At 53.3% G+C, this 21,040-nt stretch carries 19 protein-coding genes; all 19 read right to left on the bottom strand.

Features of this window, described 5'->3' with window-relative positions; genetic code table 11:
- Positions 1-344 precede the first annotated feature (344 nt).
- The 19 genes from ACE5KN_RS11975 to mgsA all read right to left on the bottom strand — a co-directional run bounded on the left by ACE5KN_RS11975 (position 345) and on the right by mgsA (position 20,978).
- Positions 345-1,049: a DnaD domain protein gene (locus ACE5KN_RS11975; protein WP_375523622.1), complete on the bottom strand. Its 705-nt coding sequence runs from the start codon at positions 1,047-1,049 to the stop codon at positions 345-347.
- Positions 1,050-1,052: 3 nt separating this feature from the next.
- Entirely contained in the window at positions 1,053-2,348 is a 1,296-nt protein-coding gene (asnS, locus tag ACE5KN_RS11970) for an asparagine--tRNA ligase (protein ID WP_375523621.1), read from the bottom strand.
- 87 nt (positions 2,349-2,435) lie between these two features.
- Entirely contained in the window at positions 2,436-3,632 is a 1,197-nt protein-coding gene (locus ACE5KN_RS11965; protein ID WP_375523620.1) for an acetate/propionate family kinase, read from the bottom strand.
- Positions 3,629-4,501, bottom strand: a complete 873-nt coding sequence (locus ACE5KN_RS11960; RefSeq protein WP_375523619.1) for a 3-hydroxyacyl-CoA dehydrogenase family protein — start codon at positions 4,499-4,501, stop codon at positions 3,629-3,631. Before ACE5KN_RS11960 ends, ACE5KN_RS11965 begins: the two co-directional genes overlap by 4 nt.
- 136 nt (positions 4,502-4,637) lie before the next feature.
- Entirely contained in the window at positions 4,638-6,140 is a 1,503-nt protein-coding gene (locus ACE5KN_RS11955) for an AAA family ATPase (protein WP_375523618.1), read from the bottom strand.
- Entirely contained in the window at positions 6,133-6,666 is a 534-nt protein-coding gene (locus ACE5KN_RS11950; RefSeq protein ID WP_375523617.1) for a hypothetical protein, read from the bottom strand. The genes ACE5KN_RS11955 and ACE5KN_RS11950 overlap by 8 nt, the downstream gene beginning before the upstream one ends.
- 413 nt (positions 6,667-7,079) lie before the next feature.
- On the bottom strand, positions 7,080-7,610 hold the full coding sequence (locus ACE5KN_RS11945) for a cell wall elongation regulator TseB-like domain-containing protein (protein WP_375523616.1): 531 nt from the start codon (positions 7,608-7,610) through the stop codon (positions 7,080-7,082).
- A gap of 31 nt (positions 7,611-7,641) precedes the next feature.
- On the bottom strand, positions 7,642-8,943 hold the full coding sequence (locus tag ACE5KN_RS11940; protein ID WP_375523756.1) for an amidohydrolase: 1,302 nt from the start codon (positions 8,941-8,943) through the stop codon (positions 7,642-7,644).
- On the bottom strand, positions 8,930-9,583 hold the full coding sequence (locus tag ACE5KN_RS11935; protein WP_375523615.1) for a redox-sensing transcriptional repressor Rex: 654 nt from the start codon (positions 9,581-9,583) through the stop codon (positions 8,930-8,932). Before ACE5KN_RS11935 ends, ACE5KN_RS11940 begins: the two co-directional genes overlap by 14 nt.
- A gap of 47 nt (positions 9,584-9,630) precedes the next feature.
- Entirely contained in the window at positions 9,631-12,492 is a 2,862-nt protein-coding gene (gene dinG, locus ACE5KN_RS11930; protein ID WP_375523614.1) for an ATP-dependent DNA helicase DinG, 3'-5' exoribonuclease type, read from the bottom strand.
- Positions 12,493-12,650: 158 nt separating this feature from the next.
- Positions 12,651-13,256 (bottom strand): hypothetical protein, encoded by a 606-nt coding sequence (locus ACE5KN_RS11925; RefSeq protein WP_375523613.1) that lies wholly within the window; start codon positions 13,254-13,256, stop codon positions 12,651-12,653.
- Between the two features lie 155 nt (positions 13,257-13,411).
- Entirely contained in the window at positions 13,412-13,795 is a 384-nt protein-coding gene (panD, locus tag ACE5KN_RS11920; RefSeq protein WP_375523612.1) for an aspartate 1-decarboxylase, read from the bottom strand.
- Complete coding sequence (gene panC, locus ACE5KN_RS11915; protein WP_375523611.1) at positions 13,788-14,690, bottom strand: pantoate--beta-alanine ligase; 903 nt, start codon at positions 14,688-14,690, stop codon at positions 13,788-13,790. Before panC ends, panD begins: the two co-directional genes overlap by 8 nt.
- On the bottom strand, positions 14,687-15,562 hold the full coding sequence (gene panB, locus ACE5KN_RS11910; protein WP_375523610.1) for a 3-methyl-2-oxobutanoate hydroxymethyltransferase: 876 nt from the start codon (positions 15,560-15,562) through the stop codon (positions 14,687-14,689). Before panB ends, panC begins: the two co-directional genes overlap by 4 nt.
- A gap of 275 nt (positions 15,563-15,837) precedes the next feature.
- Complete coding sequence (locus tag ACE5KN_RS11905; RefSeq protein WP_375523609.1) at positions 15,838-16,815, bottom strand: biotin--[acetyl-CoA-carboxylase] ligase; 978 nt, start codon at positions 16,813-16,815, stop codon at positions 15,838-15,840.
- On the bottom strand, positions 16,802-18,088 hold the full coding sequence (locus ACE5KN_RS11900; RefSeq protein ID WP_375523608.1) for a CCA tRNA nucleotidyltransferase: 1,287 nt from the start codon (positions 18,086-18,088) through the stop codon (positions 16,802-16,804). The genes ACE5KN_RS11905 and ACE5KN_RS11900 overlap by 14 nt, the downstream gene beginning before the upstream one ends.
- A gap of 303 nt (positions 18,089-18,391) precedes the next feature.
- Complete coding sequence (gene bshA, locus ACE5KN_RS11895; protein WP_375523607.1) at positions 18,392-19,555, bottom strand: N-acetyl-alpha-D-glucosaminyl L-malate synthase BshA; 1,164 nt, start codon at positions 19,553-19,555, stop codon at positions 18,392-18,394.
- A gap of 299 nt (positions 19,556-19,854) precedes the next feature.
- Positions 19,855-20,547 (bottom strand): bacillithiol biosynthesis deacetylase BshB1, encoded by a 693-nt coding sequence (gene bshB1, locus ACE5KN_RS11890; RefSeq protein ID WP_375523606.1) that lies wholly within the window; start codon positions 20,545-20,547, stop codon positions 19,855-19,857.
- Positions 20,544-20,978, bottom strand: coding sequence for a methylglyoxal synthase (mgsA, locus tag ACE5KN_RS11885; protein ID WP_375523605.1), 435 nt, complete (start codon positions 20,976-20,978; stop codon positions 20,544-20,546). Before mgsA ends, bshB1 begins: the two co-directional genes overlap by 4 nt.
- Between the last annotated feature and the right edge of the window lie 62 nt (positions 20,979-21,040).

Genomic DNA, 21,040 nt, shown 5'->3' with positions numbered 1-21,040 from the left:
TCAATGACTGTTTCCTCCTTCCCATACCTATAGACGCAGCAGCCTGCAGCTCCCCCTGCATTTTTTCAAAAAAAGTTTTTGTTCAGCGCTTCACTTTTTCATGTTCTAAGATGCTTCGTTCGTATCCAAACCCGAAAAAGAAATCGTCTAATAAAAAGAGGGCAGTATATCCGCAAAAGAATTCTACGAGACAACCGGGGTCTATTATACCTTTGGATTAATATAAAGGGAATTTAAATAATCATGCTAATGATCCGGAACATTCTGGTTATTTTCCCACAAAAAAACGCACCTTCCGTATGGAAAGTGCGTTTTTAAGCTATAAATATAGGGCAATGAAAATACTATGACCGCCCGCCTGTGCGGAATTTTTGTGTATAAGCCTTCACGTCCTCCGCACTCCTTACCCGGTTGCGGCTCCATTCCAGCAGAATACGATCGATGTAGCGGAAATGAACCTTGCCTGCAAACACAGACTCCTTCAAGGCCATCAGAATGAGGTCCTCGGGATACTTGTCCTGATCCACCCAGCCGGAAATCGTTTCAAGCTCCATGGGAGACAGCGGCCTGCCAAACTCCCGCTCAAAAATGGTAAACAGGTTCCGCTTGCCCTCCGGATCGTAATCCGGGGAAAACAAATCCTCTTCCAGCTCTGTGTTAACCGCCAGGCGCCGTTCAGCAGCCAAATGTTCCGCCAGCTTGCGGTAAAGCCCTGTGAACTGGTAACGCTCATACTGCACGTCCGACTGCTCGTAGGAGCCGGATTCAATGCTGATCCAGCCTTCCTGCATCAGCTTTTGCAGCATTTTGCCCAGCGCCTCCGCCGTCAGGCCCATCCGGTCCACCAGCTGGTCCAATGTCGGAAATTCATTATGCTCCGCCTGCCTGAACGCCAGCAGCTGGATAAGCAGCATCACTTCCGCATCCGATAATTGCAGATTGCGGTAATGCCGCAGCAGGACGTAGGGGATTTGCACAGTACCGGCTTCCAGCGCGAAGGCAGCCCCTTCCGTCCATTGCCCCGCCTCATTACGGAACTGATTGTTCATCGGTTAAGGATAGAGGCGGTACAGCATGCGCGGAAACGGAATCGTCTCACGAACATGGTCCAGACCGCAAATCCAGGCGACGGTGCGTTCCAGGCCGAGGCCAAAGCCGGAATGGGGAACCGTACCGTAGGTGCGCAGATCCATGTACCACTGATAAGCTTCTTTGGCCAGATTATGCTCGGCAAAACGCTGTGCCATCAATTCAGGATCATCAATCCGCTGCGATCCGCCGATAATTTCCCCGTATCCTTCCGGCGCGATCATATCGGCGCACAGCACAACCTCCGGACGGTTAGGGTCAGGCTTCATATAAAACGCCTTTATACTGGCAGGGTAGTGGGTAATGAATACCGGCTTGTCATATCTTTCCGCAATGGCCGTTTCATGCGGTGCCCCGAAATCCTCACCCCACGGAATATCAAAGCCCTGGCCTTGCAGGAATTCGATGGCTTCATCATAAGTAATGCGCGGGAACTCGCCTGTGATGTTCTCCAGCTTGGAGATATCTCTTCCGATCGTCTCCAGCTCCTTGCGGCAGTTCTCCAGGACGGATTGAACCACATAGCTGACAAACTGCTCCTGAATGCGCAGACTTTCTTCCAGGTCCACAAACGCCATCTCCGGCTCGATCATCCAGAATTCGATCAGGTGGCGGCGTGTCTTGGATTTCTCGGCTCTGAAGGTTGGCCCGAAAGAATACACCTTGCCCAAGGCCATGGCGGCGGCTTCCATATAGAGCTGACCGCTTTGTGTCAGGAACGCGTCCTCGTCAAAATACTTGATATGGAACAGCTCCGTCGTGCCTTCAGCAGAGGACGGCGTCAGGATCGGCGGATCCACTTTGGTGAAGCCGTTGCTGTCAAAGAACTGCTGCACCGCACGGATAATTTGCGCACGGATCAGCAGAATCGCGCGCTGCTTCGGAGCGCGCAGCCACAGGTGGCGATGATCCATCAGAAAATCGATGCCATGCTCCTTTGGCGTGATCGGATAATTTTCCGTCAGATGGATGATCTCAATGCCTGTTACCGTCAGCTCATAGCCGGACTGGCTGCGCGGTTCTTCGCGGACTACGCCCGTCACATACAGGGAGCTTTCCTGTGTCAGGCTCTTTGCGTCATTCCATACCTGCTCCGGCACTTCGCTCTTCACAACGACCCCTTGGATGTAGCCGCTTCCGTCGCGCAGCTGCAGAAACTGTATTTTACCGCTGGAACGCTTATTATGGACCCAGGCGCCGATGGTCACCGTCTGTTCGGCATGGCGTCCGGCCTCGGAAATCGTGCATTTTATTGCCACATATATCTCTCCTCTGCAACCGAAATCAAACAGCCTTCCCCCAGGGACAGGCTGTTTGATCAAGGCTTTACTAATTAATATCTGCTTCTATTGTACAAGGCGGAAGGTGTCGCGGGCAATCACCAGTTCTTCGTTTGTCGGAACGACCAAAACCGCCACCTTGGACTGCTCCGTGGAAATGCGGCGCGGCTCGCCTGAACGGATGGCATTCAGCGACTCATCGATTTCCACGCCCAGGTAAGTCAGCTCCTCCAGCACCTTCTGGCGCAGCACAACGGAGTTCTCGCCCACACCGGCTGTGAACACGATGACGTCAACGCCGTTCATGGCCGCAGCATATGAACCGATATATTTGCGAACACGATAAGTATACATATCGAAAGCAAGCTTGGAGTTGGGGTCCCCTTTCTCCATGCCGTCCGTAATTTCACGCATATCGCTGCTGACGCCGGAAATGGCCAGCAATCCGCTGTGCTTGTTCAGCATCGAGTTCACTTCGTTGACCGTCAGTTCCTCCTTGTTCATTACGTAAGGAACGATGGCAGGGTCCAGGTCGCCGCTACGCGTACCCATCATCAGACCTTCCAGCGGAGTCATTCCCATGGACGTATCGACCGAAACTCCGCCTTTTACAGCTGTAATACTGGCGCCGTTGCCAATATGGCACGTAATGATCTTCAGCTCCTCCAGCGGACGGCCCAGGAATTTCGCAGCTTCCTTGCTGACAAAATCATGGGATGTGCCATGCGCGCCGTAACGGCGCACTTTATATTTGTTGTACAGCACTCTTGGGATGGCGTACATGTAGGCCTTCTCCGGCATCGTCTGATGGAAGGCTGTGTCGAATACGACCACCTGCGGAACGTTCGGCATATTCACTTCCGCAGCCTTGATGCCCATCATTGAAGGGGGATTATGCAGCGGTGCGAGGTCGAACAGACGACGGATTTCCTTCTTCGCTTCCTCGGTTACGACAGCGGATTCCTTAAAGGACTCGCCCCCGTGCACGACACGGTGGCCGACCGCATCGATTTCGTCAATGCTGCCGATGACCCCGTGCTCCTTATCCGTCAAAGCGTTCAACACTTTGCGGATCGCCGTGGTATGCTCCAAAATTTCACTGACTTCCGTCATTTCGTTTTTATTCGTAGGTTTGTGCGTCAGGATGGAGGAATCCATACCGATCCGTTCCACAAGACCTTTGGCCAGCACGGACTCATCCCTCATATCATACAGCTGGTATTTCAGCGAAGAGCTGCCTGCGTTGATTACTAGAATTTTCATACACGGTCACCATCCTTGTCGTACTTGAAGAAACCTTCGCCTGTTTTTACACCCAGATTGCCGGCACGCACCATTTTCTTCAGGACGATGGACGGACGGTATTTCAATTCGCCGAATTCACGGAACATGCGCTCAAGGGCGGCCACGACGGAATCCAGACCGAAACGGTCGGCCATCTCAAGCGGCCCGTTCTGGAAGTTATAGCCAATCCGCATAGCGTCGTCAATATCCTGGGCAGATGCTACACCTTCCTGCAGCACATGAGCAGCTTCATTGATCAGCAGACAAATAATACGGCTTGTAACAAAGCCCGGGGACTCATAGACCATGATCCCTTTTTTCTCCAGGAAGTTCTCCACAAAAGATTTAGTATGCTCAAAAATTTCGTCTGAGGTTTTCAGTCCGCGGATGATTTCTACAAGATCGATACGGGACACCGGATATATAAAGTGCATGCCAATAACACGCTCAGGATACATGGTCGAGCTGGCGAGCTCGGTCAAGCTGAGCGTGGAGGTATTGCTTGCAAGTATAATATTGCTCGGACAAAATTGATCAAGCTGCTTGAACACTTCTTTCTTCGCATCCAAATCCTCGGTGATGGTCTCGATGACCATATCGCAAGCGCTCAATTCGCCGAAATGAGTCACCTTGTGAATACGGGAAAGAATCAGCTTCTTCTCCGCCTGGGTAATGGCCCATTTCTCCAGCTGTTTGTCCAGGCTGGTTTCGATCATTTCGTACGCGTAGTCCAGTTTTGCAGGGGTTTGTTCCACCAGCAGCACGTCGATGCCTTTGGAAGCAAGCATTTCGGAAATGCCCTGCCCCATCGTACCGCCGCCGATTACGCCGATTTTTTTAAATTGCATGGTTCTTGACTCCATCCTTTCAAGGTCTCTCTGATGTATTGTATCCTTCGTTGTCGAAAAATACAGGTTTATTGACCCAATAGATAATAATATCTTAGCACGGAACAAAAGTAAAAAAAAATACCAGCATCATAAATTATGCTGGCAAAAGGCTGTTTTCACGAAATTGACACCGAAATTGCTCCCCGGTCAGCGTTTCTTCCTTCAACAGAATTTCGAGAGAATTGTCGAATATTCTGCGGTGCTGCTCCAGCAATTCGCTGGTGCGGGCATGCAGCGCGTTCAGGATCTCTTTATTTTCACGCATCAGCTCTTCCTTGGTCACCATCTCCATGTTCATGATGCCCAGGGAAGTCAGGCCGGATTTCATCATCGTTTCCACGATGTTCAGGGCCTGCTCGAAATCGTTGCTGGAGCCTGTGCTGCGTCCGCCGTAGTACATTTCTTCGGCCACAGCGCCGGCTAGGGAAATCATAATCTGCTCTTCAAGGAAATCCTTGGTATACAGATAGTGCTCCTGCTGCGGGTTATGGCGCACATACCCGAGCGCCTTGCCGCGCGGACTGAGGGCCACCTGCTTCACGCTGCCCGGACGGACAATCTCGGCCATGATGGCATGTCCCAGCTCGTGGATGGCAACTCTCTTCTTCTCTTCCTCATTCGATTCACGGTCTGTTTTTTCACCCATCATCACTTTATCGATCGCCATGGACAAATGATTCTGGCTGATGACATCCAGATTCTGACGCATGGCGTAAATCGCAGCTTCGTTCATAACGCTCTCCAGCTGTGCGCCGGAAAAACCGTAAGCTTCCTCAGCGATTTTCTCCAGTTCCACATCCCCGGCCAAGGGCTTGTTCTTGGCATGCAGCTCAAGAATATGCTTTCTGCCCTTTTTATCGGGAAGATCCACCTGGATATGGCGGTCAAAACGGCCCGGACGCAGCAGCGCGCTGTCCAGCATTTCCTTGCGGTTGGTGGCCGCAATCAGAAGGATGCGCGGAGTATCCGATGTAAAGATTCCGTCCATTTCGGTCAACAGCTGGTTCAGCGTCTGATCGTATTCACGCTGCTGTCCGCCTTCACGCTTGCCTCCGATGACATCAATCTCATCGATGAAAATAATGGCATTTTCCTTTTTCTCCTTGGCGGCTCTAGCTCTGGCATCCCGGAACAGGTCGCGGATTCTGCCCGCGCCCACACCTACGTACATTTCAACAAACTCACTGCCCGCAGCCGCCACAAATACCGAATTGGTATATTGGGCCGCAGCTTTGGCCATCAGGGTTTTGCCTGTTCCCGGAGGGCCGGTGAGCAAAATGCCCTTTAACGGGCGAATGCCAAATTTCGAAATTTCTTCATGGCGGATCAGAAAATCAAGCGCCTCCCGCAGCTCCTGCTTGGCACTCTCCTGGCCGCCGATTTGGTCAAAGGTCAGCTTGGCCGACCCGACCTGCTTGCGCTTGCGCTCCTGGCTCGCACCAACCGCCAACCCGCCGCGCATATGCAGCATCAGCATCAGTCCGCCAAGCACGGCCGCGGCGATCACAAGCGGCACCACGTTAAACCCGATAAAAACAAGAAAAATGACCAGAACCGGCACGATGCCGATCAGCAATTCCTTCACCCACCTAGGCATTAGGCCACACTCCCATCGTTTCCGGCTCGCGCGGCAGAATAATATACTTGCTGGCTTGCCCTTCCTTTAGCCTGATATAGACGTTCTGATCGTCCATTTCCGTCTCGGCCTGTACCTTGGAACCCTTCTGCTCCAGTGATTCCAACGTGGCCGGGATTTGCGTGTACTTTTTATTCTCCATCGCCTCCGCGATGGGGAACATGGCCTGCGACCACCACTTGTCCAGCTCGGCGCTGGAGCGGTCCTGAATGTCCAGCTTGAGCTGGCGGCTGCCGATAATGGACTGCCCTTCCCTTTTGATCTGCTGCACCAGGCCGCGCAGATCGGCATCGGGCTGCAGTACAAGTTTCAAAACGACCTCATCCTGTTTAATAGCTATTTGGGCGCTGGAGACGCCCGGATATTTAGTCACTACCTGCTGCAGCGGATTCTGAATCGCCATATGACGGTACAGGAACCATCCGCCGAACAACACGGAAGCTGTAATTATCGCCGTTAAAGCAATAGGCAAAATACGAAGTTTCAAAAAAACGTCCTCCTCTCAAACATAAAATATCAGCAGAAACGTCGTTGGGACTTTTTTTGAACTGTGAGGCAAAAGGAGCCCTTTTAGACATAACAGTCTATCACTAGTATAAACCTGAGTATATCATATCGTATATCACTTTTCGAAGGCAAAGTTTGAACAGTTTATAAAATTTGTAATAATTTTTTTAGATTTCATAAAGTATAAACTTCCGGCAGAAGCTTCCTGAAATCGCAAGAAAAACTTCCGCTAAGCGCGGTCTGGCTTCTTTGAAAGTACGTCGATAACGTTTTTCTTACAAACGGATAATTTGCACAGAAAAATACGCAATAAGTAATAATTTTGCCTAATGCAAAAATGCTCCGGCCGCAGCCGGAGCGATTGCTCTTGCATGATCGTGTTCCAGCTCTCTGTCACTGCAGGGTGTTGGGCAGCTGAAAAGGAGTGCCTACCGGACTTCCGTCCGCAAATTTGTAAAATTGATAATAATAGCTGTTATTGATTTTGTAGAACAGCTGCCAGACATATTCACCATTAAAAACACCCGGCAGCAGACGCACAATCTCAAGGTCGGGATTTGCAGACGTAATCGCTGTGCGCATCTGCTCCTCGCTCACACCATTTTGCAGCAGCTCGCTATGCACGCCCTCGGTTCCCTGCTGCGGTATATCCTGCCCGTCCTTTATCGATTGAAAAGGCACCCATACCATCATCTTTCTATTCTCGGCATCCGTGCCTTCCACCACCCAATAGGTATCAGCCCACACGCTTTTCCACGTCTTATCCGTTGCAACCAGACCTGCTGTCTGTTTCGCTTTGAGAATGGCGGTGCTCTCCTCCTGCTTCGGCCCCTGGGTAACATAAGAATAATACCAATACATGGCGATCAACAGCAGGATGAAAATAAACACCCCGTAGGCGATCATCGTTTTTCTGTTTTTCAATCCAAGCTTCCTTTCCGATGGTGTGGTTTGATCAGCGGGAGAGCAGGCCGGTAAACGCCGCTTGCGCTTCGTGCTTGATCCGTTCCTCATCCATGGTCAGGCATTCGCCGTTCCTGACAACCTGACGGCCGTCTACCCAGACGTGCAGAACATCCTTGGCGCTGGCCGAGTACACGGCGTGGGAAACGAGATCCGTTTTCGGCAGAAAATGCGGCTGGTCGATATTCAAGGCAATAAAGTCGGCCTTGCTGCCCGCAGAGAGCGATCCCACTTCCTTCAGGGCAATCGATTTGGCACCATATTCCGTAGCCATGCGCAGGGCTTCGCCCGCCGGAACGGCTGTCGGGTCGCCTGTGACACCCTTATGAATCAAAGCGGCCAGCCTCATTTCCTCGAACATGTCCAGGTTGTTGTTGCTTGCCGGACTGTCCGTTCCGAGCGACACGGTTACCCCTGCTTTAAGCAGCTCTGTCACCCGCGCCACTCCGCTGGCGAGCTTGAGGTTGCTTCCCGGATTGTGGGAAACGGCCACCTTGCGCTCCGCAAGCAGGGCAATCTCTTCATCATTCAAATGCACGGCATGCGCGACCAGGGAAGGACGGGAGAAGAAGCCCAGCTTATCCAGATGCGCAACGGGACGAAGACCATATTCTCGTACGTTCTGCTCCACCTCGGCCGCCGTTTCCGACATGTGGGTGTGGAGCGGCAAATCGAGATCATGAGCCGCCTGCACAAACTGCTCAATAAAGGCCGGCGGGCAGGTATAAGGCGCATGCGGGGACATCATGGCCGTGATCCGGCCGCCCGCCTGACCGTGCCAGTTCTTCGCAAAGGCAACAGCCTCCGCCAGTTTGGCGCGCTGCTCCTCTTCCGAGCACAGTCCGATGGCGCCGCGCATGAGGCTGGCGCGGATGCCGGATTGCTCGACCACCTTGGCTACTTCATCCATATGGTCATACATATCCAGAAAAGCCGTTGTGCCTCCCTTGAGCATTTCTAGTACGGACAGCGACGTCCCCCAGTAAACATCGGAGGCGGTAAATTTGGCTTCCATGGGCCACATTTTTGTTTGCAGCCATTCCTGCAGCACCATATCGTCTCCATAGCCCCGCAGCAGCGACATGGCGGCATGCCCGTGCGTATTGATCAGACCCGGCAGGAAGAGCAGCCCTGTGCCGTCAACCGCCTCTGTGGCTTCCTCTCCTGCGGGCAGCTCTTCTCCGATATAGGTGATCCGGCTGTCTTCAATGATCATATAGCCGTGGACAACCGCTTTTTCCTCACGATTCACCGCGAATGCCCCATTTTTAATCAACCATTTATTGGTCGTCATTTTCATTGTCATCCTTTCCGTTCTCCAGGTAATAGGCCAGGCTCAGCAGGTCTGTCGTAAAGTCCGTGGCATGAATGCGGATATGCGGAGGTGCCTTGATGATGGTCGGGGCGAAATTCAGAATCGCCCCAATACCGCTCTCGATCATCTCGTCAGCCACACGCTGGGCTTCAAAATCCGGTACGGTAATAATTCCGATCCGGATGTGCAGCTGTCTGACCGTTTCTCTCAGCTCGTCCATCGGTTGTACGGTCAGGGTGTTGATTTGGTGCCCGATCTTGGCCGGCGAGGAGTCGAAAACCGCCACAATTTTCATATTATCCTTTAAATAAGCGTTGTAATTGGACAGCGCCTGTCCGAGATTACCGGCCCCTACCAGCGCAACGTTGATTTGCTGGTCTATTTTGAGAATATGGCGTATTTTATCGATCAGATACACTACATCGTAGCCGATGCCCTTGCGTCCGAAATCGCCGAAATAAGCCAGATCCTTGCGGATCTGCGCCGGATTCAGGTCCAGCTTCTGCCCGAGCTCCTGGGATGAAACCGTCGTGACCTCCCGCTTATGAAGCTCGTTCAGATAGCGCAGGTAGACGGGCAGCCTGCGCACCACGGCCTCGGATATTTTGTCTGCTTTCATGCATAATCCTCCTAAATTCACGGACTAATGAAACGTTATGAGCTTTATTAGCTGCCCGCTTCCTCATGAAGCCATTCGGAAATACGGGGCACCATCTGCTCTGTTTGCATATGCTCTATTTTCGGCCCCGGCAGGGAGTAGAGAAAGTGCTTCCCGTAATAAGATTCGATGACACGGGTATCATACACGATGACTACTCCACGGTCCTTGGCTGTACGAACGAGGCGCCCGAAGCCCTGCTTGAAGCGGATGACCGCCTGCGGCACGGACAGCTTCATGAACGGGTTCTTCTTCTGCTCCTGAAGCAGTTCGCTCTTCGCCTCCAGCAGCGGGCTGTTCGGGGGCTGGAAAGGCAGTCTGACAATGGCCAGACAGGTCAAGGCCTGCCCGGGGATATCAACGCCCTCCCAGAAACTGCTTGTACCAAGCAGGACAGATGCCTTGGCTTCCTGGAACCTTCGTGTCAGCTTGCTGCGGCTGCCGCTGTCCATGCCCTGCCCCAACACCGTAATTTCGCTCGATGCCAGCGCCTCCTTGAGCGGCTCGTATACCTGCTTAAGCATCCTGTACGAGGTAAAGAGCACAAGCATCCGTCCTTGCGTTGCCTGAGCTGCGCTGCGCAGCGAGTCCACAAGCATGTCTACGAATCTGGCGTCCCCGACGGTCCCTTTTACGCTCGGGAAATCCCGCGGGACGACCAGCAGCGCCTGCTCCCGATAGTTGAACGGGGACGGCAGCAGGGATGTTAGCAGACCGCCTGCCTCCGCTGCCTCCTGAAGACCAAGCTGGTCAATCATGTACTGAAATGATTTATCCACGGACAAGGTAGCGGAGGTAAGCACCACGCTTTTTTTCTTGTCAAAAAACATCTCCTTCAGCTGCTGGCTGACATCCACCGGCACGGCATAAAATTGCAGCGATTTCCCTTTAAATTGGCCGCTCGCTTCAAGCCAGTACACAGTCGTCAGGTCATCCATTTTAATAAAGAAGCGAAGGCTGTCACGGAAGGCTGCCAGATCTTTAAACAGTCCTGCAATATCAGTGACGAGGCTTTCTGCACCGTAATCGTCCTGCTCGTCCTTGATTTCCTGCAAAATTCTGTCTCCCTTGCGGACGATTTCCCCGAGCCCGACATAGATCTGGTTTTCCAGCTGCTCCGCATCCCCCCAGCCCTTCGGTTTGGCGGAAGGCTTGAACCTGGCAGAGAATTGTCCGGTCTCTCCGGGAGAGGCGTCGCTCCGTTCAGGAAGCAGCCCGAAGAGCAGATCGCTGAGCTTGTCCCAGGTCTCTTTAACCTCCACTACCTCCGGGTACAGGCTGTCGATCACATAAGCCCATTCCGCCCCCTTCTCATGCCCCGAGGACATCAGCTGCTGGCGCAGGGCGGGAAGCTGACCGTTCTTGCTGTCCTTGAACAAGCGGGTCAGCGCATGCACGAACGTGAAATATTTCATATGAATGCCCAGATGTTTGCCTGCCACTTCTTCCAGATGATGCGCCTCGTCAATGATGAGATGCTCATAAGCGGGAAGCAGCTGATGGCTGGCTTTGACATCCGTGAACAGCTTGGAGTGATTGGTCACCACAACATCTGCCGTTCCGGCTTCCTGGCGCGCTCTATGGTAATAGCATTTGCGGAACCACGGGCATTGTCTGCCAAGGCAGGAGTCGGAGTCGCTTGCAACGGTTTCCCAGAAGTCTCCTCCACGGCTGCTGAGGTTCAGTTCCTCATCATCCCCGGTTTCGGTTTGCGTAAGCCACACGATCATCTGAGCAGCGGTGAGCAAATCTTCCTTCGGGGTTACGAAATCTCTTCTATTTATTTTATGTTCAAATTTGCGCAGACACAAATAATGCCCCCTGCCCTTGAACACGGCGGCCCGGAAAGGAAACGGCACCGCCTGTGTTAGCAGCGGAATATCCCTCTCCCGCAGCTGTTCCTGCAGGTTGATGGTATGGGTGCTGATCATCACTTTTTGCCCGTTCTTGACGCTGTGATACAGTGAGGGAAGCATGTAACCAAGCGATTTTCCCGTACCTGTGCCAGCCTCGATGAGCAGATGCTTTCCTTCGCTGAGCGCCGTCATGACGCTCTCGATCATCTGGTTTTGCGACTCCCGCTGCTCGTAATGGGACAGAGACGACCGCAGCCGCTCCTGCACCTCCTCCATGTATTCCTCAAAGCTCATGCCTGACAGCGGATTGTCCCCGGCTTCGTCGCGCGGAGGTTCAATGTCCGTCCAGTCATCCACTTTAAGGGCGAACTGACGGTAATAGGTGTGGCCCTCAAGCTCCAGCACCGGCTCCCTTTCCTTCTGCTCCCTGACCCCATCAAAAAACCAGGCCAGATCGCTGTCCTCCTGCGCGAACAAATCACTGAGCCTTTGCACGGCAAGAAGCGGCAGGCCGTTCAGTTCATCGAGGCATTTCAGAAACACCTCAGCCGTCACAATCGCGTCGCTGTCGGCCTGGTGCGGACGGTCATGGGCAAGCCCGAAATCGGCCGCAACAAAGCCGAGCTGATAGGAGGATAAGGACGGAAACATAATTTTGAGAAAATCCATCGTATCCAGAATCCGGCCGCTGAAAGGCAAATATCCGCAGCGGTCAAGCGCATTTTGCAGAAAATTAAAGTCAAAAGCGATGTTATGTCCAACGAGAACAACTTCATTCAGCAGGGGAACAAGCTCGACCATCATGTCCTCAAGTGAAGGAGCGTTCTTCACATCCGCGTCCGTGATGCCCGTTAATCCCGTAATAAAAGGGGGAATAGGCCGACCCGGATTGACATAAGAAGCATATACCTGTGAAATACTGTAATCGTGATCTATAATGGCCAGTCCGACCTGAATGATATCATCGGCGGACTGGGTACCTGTCGTTTCAAAATCCAATACGGCAAATTTCATGTTGAACCTGATCCCCTCATTCAGTCTTTGAGTATTCGAAAAAATGAACCGGGTGGGATAACCCGGCTAATACATACAGCATATCAGAAGATGGGCGCTTTGAACATGAAACAAACAAAAAGCGATGCACGCAGGCATCGCTCATTGGGCGTTATGTTTCACATATAGGCCATGAAATGGCTGCTGTAGCGCAGCCGCCCAAGGTCGGAGCGGCACGCCTCCATATTATGGTGCGCTTCCTTCAGCGCAGGATCAAGCTCAAGTGCCAGCGTAAAATGCTGTACAGCCTGCTCGGGCTCATTCTTTTTCGCCCGCACACAGCCGAGAGCATTATAAATAGCGGCCTTGATTGGTCTGCTCTCTGTCAGGCCAAGGGAAAAATGAAACAAAGATTCCGCTTCCTCCAGCTGATTTAAATGCAGGTGCGACATGGCCGCATACATTTGCACCAGCAGACTCTGGGGATAAAACTCGGCAACCTTCCCAAACTGGGCCAGCGCCTCAGGGTACATCATCAGCCTGTAATAACCCTGGCCGCGGATAAACGCTTCATGGCCCATCTCGGGCAGCGCAAGCGCGTCATCGGCGGATTGCAAAATGCCGCTCCCGGCCAGCTTGCCCATTTTCTCTTCAAAAGCCAGCCACTCATCCATAATGGAATCGCTCATGCGGCGCAGCAGGTTCCATTTATGAATAAGCTCCTCCTTGCGGGGGCCTTGGGCCGAAGGGTAATGCTTCACAATTTCATCTAACATGCTGTTCATTTCTGCGAATACATGCCGGAGCATATTGTGCATTCCACCCTTCATGGAAAAATGATTCCTCCACTGCGGCCATTTCTGGCCTGCGGCACTTGACGCCGTGAGTGTACAGTCACATTTTTCGCTCAAAGAGCTCTTTTCATCCGTGCTCCCATCGATTACATGACCGTCGCATGTGTTTCCTTCTGCATCGTTTGCACCGGACGGTTTTCCCCGTCTACAAATACGACGGTTGGTTTATAGGCTTTGGCTTCTTCATTTGTCATGGCTGCATAAGAAATAATAATAACAGTATCCCCTGGCTGCACAAGACGGGCTGCGGCCCCGTTCAGACAGATAACGCCGCTCCCGCGCGGTCCGGGGATCACGTAAGTCTCCAGCCGCGCCCCGTTATTATTATTAACGATCTGCACCTTTTCATTCTCCAGCAGATCGGCAGCTTCCATCAGGCTTTCATCTATCGTGATGCTGCCCACATAATTCAAATTGGCCTCGGTTACGGTAGCGCGATGAATTTTGGACTTCATCATCGTTCTAAACATGGGAAAGGACCTCCGCTTTTTCAAGTCTCATATTGTCGATCAGGCGTGTTTTGCCGAAAAATACAGCCAGCGCCGCTATAATATCTCCATTTATATCCTCAAACCGCTCTTCAGCAGCCAACGGCTCCAGCGACGGGAAGGTCAGAATTTCCACATAATCAATGCGCGCAAGCGGCGAGGAAGCTATGCCTGTCTCCAGGAAAGAACGGAGCTCACCCACCGTAGCAATTTCTCCTTGCGACACTCCTTCGCGCGCTTCCCGCAAGGAACGGGACAGCACCAAGGCCTGCTCCCGTTCTTCCTCATTCAAATATACGTTGCGCGAGCTGAGAGCCAGTCCGTCATGCTCCCTTACGATCGGGCAGGGAACGATCTCGACGTTCATGTTCAGGTCCGTCACCATCTGCTGCAGCACAGCCACCTGCTGCGCATCCTTCATGCCGAAGAACGCATAGTCCGGCTGAACCATGTTGAACAATTTGGCAACTACGGTTGTGACCCCGTCAAAATGACCTGGCCGCGATACTCCGCACAGCCGGTCTGTCAGGCCGGACACCCGGATTTTAGTACGTGTAGGCTGCGGATACATCACTTCAACCGTAGGGATGAACAAAATATCAACCCCTTCGCGCTCAGCGATCGCCGCATCACGCTCCTCGTCCCGCGGATAACTTTCAAAATCCTCGTTCGGCCCGAATTGAATAGGATTCACAAATATGCTGAGCACCACGATATCGCTTTGCTCGCGGGCGGCGCGCATCAGACTGGCATGCCCCTCATGCAGATAACCCATCGTCGGGACAAAGCCAACCTTCTTCTCTTTTCCCGTGCCCGGGGCGCTGCGGCGTGAAGCCAGCGCGGCACGCAGCTGCTGTACGTCCCTGACAATCATCATGATCTGTTCTCCACCTTTTCTCTGCGGTTTCCGTATAATGTATCCATTACCCCGTCCTCTGCACTGAAAACATGCTGCTCTGCGGGAAACGCCCGTCCCTTCACATCAGCCACATAACGACCTATACTGTCCTTAATCAAGGTACCAATGTCTCCATAGGTCTGTACAAACCGCTTGGGTCTGTATGGCGACGCATATTGAAGCACATCGTGGTAAACCAGCACCTGTCCGTCGCAGCCGCGGCCTGCACCGATGCCAATGGCCGGTATGGAGAGCTCTTGAGCAATATGAGCGGCCACTTCCTCCGTAACCAGCTCCAGCACAATACCAAACGCGCCCGCTTCCTCCAACGCCTTGGCGTCAGCGAGCAGCCTCCGCGCATCCGCCGCGTCCTTGCCCTGGATCCGGTAACCGCCAATCTGGTTGACGGACTGCGGCGTCAGACCGATATGTCCAAGGACCGGCACACCGGCCTGCACAGCCGCCCGCACGACAGGTGCGATTTCAGCGCCGCCCTCCAATTTGACTGCATGGGCCCCGCCTTCCTGCATGAGCCGACGGATTCCGGCAAGGCTTTCCTGAATACTCCCGTGGTATGTCATAAACGGCATATCCGCCACAATAAACGTATGCTCGGCACCACGCGCCACCGCCCTTGTATGATACACCATATCATCCAGCGTCACCGGAATGGTCGAGTCGTATCCAAGTACGACATTGCCAAGCGAATCACCGACGAGAATGATATCGATCCCCGCCTCTTCGGCCAGCCTAGCCGACGGGTAATCGTATGCGGTGAGCATGCTGATCGGGGTGCCTTCCTGTTTCATTTTTTTCATCTTCACAATGTTTAACGCCTGTTTTGCTGCCATCCTTGTGGCTCCCTTCTTCTTTTTTGGACAAACGCAAAAAAACCTTTTTGCAAACGCATCTCGTCTTGGATATGCGTCGAAAAGGTCCGAACAGCCAAAAAAGAGTCACTCGCGATCGTCCCTTCTGTCTCGGTCCTGTTCGGCTCAGAGCAGAATCCAACGTAACCAGCAAATGAAGCGATGATGGTCAAGTCTGCGGGCAACCTGCCCTGGAGTGCAGTTCGGAACAAGCCGATACCGCCTCCAGCAAAGTATAACAAATCGAGTCAGATTTTTCACTGATTAATTTGAATGTCCCCGGAAAAGATTGTCGCCAGGCTTCCGTCACTGCGTCTGACAAGCAGCGCGCCTGAAGCATCCAGCCCTTCCGCAGTCCCTTCCACAGGCTGCCCGTTGTCCCTCACAGACACCTGGCGGCCGACGATGGCCGACAGCGCCTCCCACAATACGCCGATGGGCTTGAACCCCTCCTGACTATACAGAGTATACAGGCCCTCAAGCTCCTCCATGACCGCCGCAATCAAAGCAGTTCTGTCGACAGGCGTTCCGCTCGCCTCCTTCAGCGATGTGGCTATGGGCCTCAGCTCATCGGGATAATCCCCGGCGTCCAGGTTGACATCAATCCCGATCCCCGCGATACAGTAGCGGATTCTTTGATCCTCGACCGCCGATTCGAGCAGGATGCCGCATACTTTGCGGCCGTCCACCAGCAGATCGTTCGGCCATTTGATAAAAGCCTCGACGTCGGCTACACGCCTTACAGCCCGGCATACAGCTACCCCGGCCAGCAGTGTAAGCTGGGGCGTATACTGTAAGGGCTGCTGTGGACGCAGGATGACACTCATCCATACGCCTTTGCCTGACGGAGAAAAAAATTTACGCCCTTGTCTTCCCCGCCCTCCGGTCTGCTCCTCTGATACCACCAGCGTGCCTTCAGGGGCTCCCTGCTCTGCCAGACGCATCGCATCCCCCTGCGTCGACACCGTCGTATCGAGCAGCTGCAGACGCCGTCCGAACACCTTTGTCCGGATTGCCCCGGACAGGTCATCTGCGTCCAGCTTGTCCGGCTTCGATGCAAGCGTATAGCCCAGCCGCGGCGAAGCCTCAATAACATACCCCAGCTCGCGCAGCTTATTCACATGCTTCCATACGGCCGTTCTGCTTACGTTCAGCATCCGGCTGATCTCCTCACCGGATACAGGGGAAGCCCCTGCTTCCTCAAGCATATTCAACAATTGCTCATGCTTCTTCAACTTCCGTCACCCGCTTTGCTTCCTCAATCAGCTGTTCTTTTTCATTCGCAATTTCCCCACTGGCGGCGGCCAGCAGCAGATGTTCCATCAGCTTGCCAAGCCATGGCCCGCCTCGCCGGTTCAACTCCGCCAGCAGATCATTGCCCGTAATGTTCAAGTCCTTCATCTGTTGAATGGAAGTTTGATCTGTCCATTCCCTGCCTTTGGCTGCCAGCACGCCCGCAACCCTCCGCGAAGCGGCATTCTGCCTGAAGTCAGGCGGCAGAACTCCGTTAACGGCGAGCCAATCCGCAGCTGACTCCTGTCCCCACCGGAGCAGCCATGCAATCCACAACTGCCTCAGCTCCGCTTCATCTGATACGGTGGGCGGCACTTCTGCGGCCGCTTTTTCCCATTCCAGAAGCCGCAGCATGCGGATTCGGAAAGCGTTGGAGAACGTCCATTCCCGCAGCATAACGTCCGCCTCTTCAGGCTCAAAGCGACCGCTCAGCAGAAGCAGCTCCCAACGCTGCGGCTCAGGGAGCTCATTCAGCTTGTCAAGGGACCAGGCGCTAATTCTCTCCCAGGGCGTCGCCGCCTTCGTGCTGGACAGAAGAGCGCTTCTGCGCAGCAGCTCAAGCCCGCGCAGCGGATCAGGTCCTTTCATGATTTTCTCCATTTCCGTCCGCACCCGTTCCATGGCAATAAAGCGCAGCAGATGCCTTTTGCCCAGCAGGGCCCTCCAGGTCGACGGGGCGATGCGGAAGCCGAAGACAGCGGCGAACCGCACGCAGCGGAGCATGCGCAGCGCGTCTTCTTCAAAGCGCTCATCCGCCGCACCCACACAGCGGATGAGGCGGTTTCGGATATCAGCTTCACCCCCAAACGGGTCAACAAGCTCTCCATCCCTTGTCAGCGCCATCGCGTTCATCGTAAAATCCCGACGCCGCAGGTCCTCCCGTACATCTTTCACAAACTTGACATCCTGCGGGCGGCGATGATCCTCGTAATCGGATTCGGTCCGGAAGGTTGTCACCTCAAAGGAATAACCGCCCGATACGACCGTAACCGTACCATGCTGAATTCCTGTCGGTATGACATTGTCAAACAGCCCGACCACCTCGCCAGGCTCTGCCGATGTCGTCAAGTCCATATCCTGGATGGAACGTCCGAGCAGTTCGTCGCGTACACAGCCGCCAACCCAATAGGCGTCATGTCCTGCGCTGATCAGCCGGTCAAGGACTCTTCCGGCCTCCAGGGCCATATCCCGATCCGCGCAATGCCAACTGTTCATAGCTTTTCCACCTTTACTTAATCCGTAAAAAACGGACGCGTTTGCACTAATAGTGAGTGTTCAAAAAGTCAGGTTTTCAGCACCGAAGCCTATGCTTCCGAAGTGCGTTTTTTCAAAACGCTGGAGTTGAATGAAGCTAGGGACTGAGGAGCGGAGCGTACTTGGGGTACGTGAGCCCCTGAAATGTTTCCGGAGGAAACATGCTTCGGAAGCATCCGCTTAGTCCCGACTGAATTCAAGATTCGATGTCGAGTCCACTTCCTGACTTCCTTCGTGATCAAAAGATGACTTTTTGAACTACCTCTAACAGTTCACTGGTCTTAGATCAGGCACCTCGCGTCCTAATACACGGTAATAGATTTCTTCATATTGTCTTCTGATCCTGTCGTTGCAGAACACGGTCTGGGCCCGCTGCAGGCAAGCCTCGCGCAATCTGGCCGCATCTCTGTCATCCGTCAGCAAACGGATGGCATACTCGGCCATTTGCTCCGTATCTCCGATTGGGGCCAGATACCCCGTCTCTCCATGTACGACAAGCTCGGGTATGCCTCCGGCTGTGGAACCAATCGTAGGTACGCCGCAGGCCATCGCCTCAAGGGCAACCAATCCGAAGCTTTCTTTCTCCGAGGGCAGCATCAATATATCGGCCATGGACAGCACCTGAGCGATATCATCCTGCTTGCCGATAAAATACACCTTGTCTTCCAGGCCGAGCTCTTCGATTTTACAGCGGATTTTCGGCAGATCCGGACCTTCGCCGACAAACAGCAGCTTGGATTTGACCCTCCGCTGCACCTTTTCGAATACGTCAAGGACGTCGCCCACTCTTTTTACAGGGCGGAAATTCGAAATATGCATCAGCACCTTCTCGTCCGGCGCGGCAAAATCGCTGCGCAGTGAAGCGGACTCCCGCGGATAATAAACCCTTTTATCGACAAAGTTATAAGTCAAATCGATCTCGCGCGTAATATCGAGCACTTCCCGCGTTTCACGGATCAGATCATTGGAGACGGCCGTAACGGCATCACTTTCGTTAATGGCAAGCCTGATCAGGTCCTTTAACGATTCATCCTGGGCCAGCACCGTGATATCCGTTCCATGCAGTGTCGTAACGACTTTCAAGCGATCCCCGACCATCTGCTTGGCCAGAAAAGCGCATACCGCATGCGGAACCGCATAATGTACATGAAGCACATCTAGGTTTTTCATCTTCACGACCTGGGCCATCTTCGTCGCCAGCGACAGATCATAAGGAGGATAACGGAACACATAGTAATCATTAACTTCCACTTCATGATAAAAAATATTTTTATGAAAATTTCCGCCTAGTCTGAACGGAATCCCGTTGGCAATAAAATGGACCTCATGGCCCTGCTCAGCGAGCAGCTTGCCAAGTTCGGTAGCCACTACACCGGAGCCTCCAAGGGAGGGGTAACACGTAATTCCGATTCTGAGCCTGTCATTCATGATCAGCAGCCCCCTTTCACAATCAGGAAAGCAAAAATAAGTTTAAAAGTGCGTGTTCAAAAAGTCAGGTTTTCAGCACCGAAGCCTATGCTTCCGAAGTGCGTTTTTTCAAAACGCTGGAATTGGATGAAGCTAGGGACTGAGGAGCGGAGCGTACTTAGGGTACGTGAGCACCTGAAATGTTTCCGCAGGAAACATACTTCGGAAGCATCCGCTTAGGCCCGGCTGAATTCAAGATTCGATGTCGAGTCCGCTTCCTGACTTCCTTCGTGATCAAAAGATGACTTTTTGAACTACCTCTAAAATAATTCAATTTTATAGGGGGACTTCACCGCAAAACCCTCGGCAAACGGAATCAGACTCCGCTGTCCCAGCAGGGAGTCCCGAGCCTTGACCCGTTCTATGTATCCTTGATTGAGAGGGGTGGATACCACATCGGCTCCCGCAGCCCCCTGCTCAAATTGTGAGCTGTAGCAGCCAAGCGCCTTTTCCTTAATATTATAATACCCGGTTATATCCACGATTAGATCAGCCCGGCCCAGATCATTAATAAAATAAAAACAGAGCTGATCCACACGGACAGGCGGCAGCTCCGGCATGTAGCGGCGCAGCTTGGCGTTGAACACCGCTTCCTCTACCAGCCTGCTGCACATCACATGATCCGGATGACGGTCCTCCCAGTATGGCGCAAACACAATCTTCGGAGCATGTCGGCGTATTTCCGCAGTTACAGCGGCCACATTCTCCGGCGTGATGTACAGCCCCCGGTCCGGGAGCCCCAAATTGGTGCGTGCGGACAGACCGAGCACGGCGGAGGCGGCTTCAGCTTCAGCGGCGCGCCTTTCCACCGTACCGTTGGAGGACATTTCCGCCCGGGTCAGGTCGCATATGCCAACCTTCAGTCCGGCAGCGGCATGCTTGGCAATCGTGCCGGCCATTCCGATTTCGGCATCATCCGCATGCGCGCCGAATATAAGAATGTCCAGGCTCATTTGATTTCACCATCCTGGATGCCTGGTTTGTATTTGTGAACCAGCTCCCGCCATGCAAAGTCGCCGCGGTCGAGCGCCTTCACCAATATTTCAGCCGTGGCGATGTTCGTCGCGAGCGGGATGCCCTGCACGTCACACAAGCGGAGCAGGGCGCTGATATCCGGCTCATGCGGCTGCGCCATCAGCGGGTCGCGCAGGAAAATGATCAGGTCCATGTCGTTCTGGGCCACCATGGCGCCAATCTGCTGATCCCCGCCCAGAGGCCCTGACATGTAGCGGTGAATTTTCAGGTTGGTAGCTTCCATAATCCGCTGCCCTGTAGTTCCGGTCGAATACAGCTGATGGTCCTTGAACACATGCTCGTATGCAGTTACGAAGTTCACCATTTCGTCCTTTTTGCGGTCATGGGCAATGAATGATATTTTTAACATATTCGTCTCTCCCCAGTCAGATGTATGCGTTCTATTTGTTTTTCTTCCGCTTTTACCGAACT

This window comes from Paenibacillus terreus, assembly GCF_042138595.1.
Lineage (GTDB): Bacteria > Bacillota > Bacilli > Paenibacillales > Paenibacillaceae > Paenibacillus > Paenibacillus terreus.
This window is presented reverse-complemented; position numbering and strand designations above follow the sequence as displayed.